Here is a 1,518-nt window from a genome sequence, read left to right as displayed (position 1 = left end):
GCATGGGTACGTCCATCCGCGCAGACTTCATCAAAGGCATGGGCAAGCAGAACGAGGAATTCATCATGATCCTCGACATCGGAAAGGTCTTCTCGCCCGAGGAACTCCAGATGATGGCGGAAAACGATCTTGATGAAGACTGAGACACGATGAAAAACGAGCGTTTCTTGTCCGGCGGCTCGTATACGGGCCGCCGGACAAGGGCGACAGCGGGAAAGGGGCATGCAGGCAAAAGATGTAGGACCTTGTCATACAATCACACGAGGCATTGCATAACGCGGCGCCTTGTGACAGAGGGTACAAGCTCATACACTTTTAACCCCACCGCCCCAGGGAGACGTTCGTGAAAAACATCAAACTCGGTCTCAAGCTCATCGGCGGCTTTTGCATGACCGCCATCATCGCGTTGATCATCGGACTCGTCTGCATTGCAGGCATGCGCGGCCTCTCCGGCAGCATCGAAACCCTCGGCAACGTTTCCCTGCCATCCGTCGAACATCTGCTGCGCATCAAGGGAAACATCTCCGACCTGTCCACAAACCTGCGCACCCTGCTCAGCGCAGAGCTTTCGGCCCAGGACCGCAGGGACATCCCGGTCCAGATCCAGGGCATCCGCGAATACTACAAGAAATCGGCCGACACCTACACGGCCCTGCCGCGCACCGCCGCCGAGGACGCCAAATGGAAGGAATGCCAGGCGACCCTGGCAACCCTGGCCGGCGCCAACAACAAGGTGCTGGAGCTCAACCAGCACCTGCTGACCCTGGACATCATGAACCCCGACGACCTCATGGGCCGGCTGCAGCAATACCGCGGCGACCATTACAAGCTCATGACCGAGGTCGGAAAGCTCATGGCCACGGGCGAGGCGTTCGAGGGGGGGACTGACCACACCGCGTGCGGCTTCGGCAAGTGGGCGGCCGGGTTCTCCACCGCCAACGCCCAGCTCAAGGGCGCCATGGACGCGGTCGCGCCGAACCATCAGGCCTTTCACCAGACCATTCGCGAGATCAAGGAGCTGACCGCCGCCGGCCGCGGCGAGGAAGCCAAGGCCAAATACATGGCCCTACTGCCCATCGCCGAAAACGTCTTCACCCAGTTCCGTGCCATGCGCGGCCAGGCCGAGGATGCCCAGAAAGCGTTCCAGGAGATGGGACGCCTGCTCATGGTCGAGTCCAAGGCCACGCAGGCCAAGCTGGACGGCCACATGCTCGAGCTCGTCGAGCTCGGCGTCGGCGAAAGCCAGACCGCGGTCCAAGGCGCACGCCAGGAGGCGAACAAGGACACCGCCATGGCCATCGGCGGCATGGTCGTCGGCGTGATCATCGCGCTGACCCTCGGTCTCCTGCTGACCCGGTCCATCACCGGCCCGGTGTACAAGGGCGTGGACTTCGCGCGCAAGCTGGCCCAGGGCGACCTGACGGCAGAGGTGGACGTCAACCAGAAGGACGAACTGGGCATCCTGGCCCAGGCCCTGCGCGAGATGGTCGCCAAGCTGCGCGAGGTCGTCAGTGAAGT

General features: G+C 62.3%; 1 protein-coding gene and 1 pseudogene. Both read left to right on the top strand.

Annotation, left to right across the window (positions count from 1 at the left end):
• Window positions 1-143 (top strand): annotated as a pseudogene (locus G394_RS21680) (chemotaxis protein CheW); the annotation flags it as partial.
• Window positions 144-343: 200 nt separating this feature from the next.
• Window positions 344-1,518: methyl-accepting chemotaxis protein (locus G394_RS0115945; RefSeq protein WP_028578505.1), on the top strand; the 1,175-nt coding region annotated here is incomplete at its 3' end.

It is taken from the genome of Desulfomicrobium escambiense DSM 10707 (genome assembly GCF_000428825.1).
Taxonomy (GTDB): Bacteria; Desulfobacterota; Desulfovibrionia; order Desulfovibrionales; family Desulfomicrobiaceae; genus Desulfomicrobium; species Desulfomicrobium escambiense.
The sequence above is the reverse complement of the archived record's forward strand: the minus strand, read 5'-3'. Positions and strand labels throughout refer to the sequence as shown.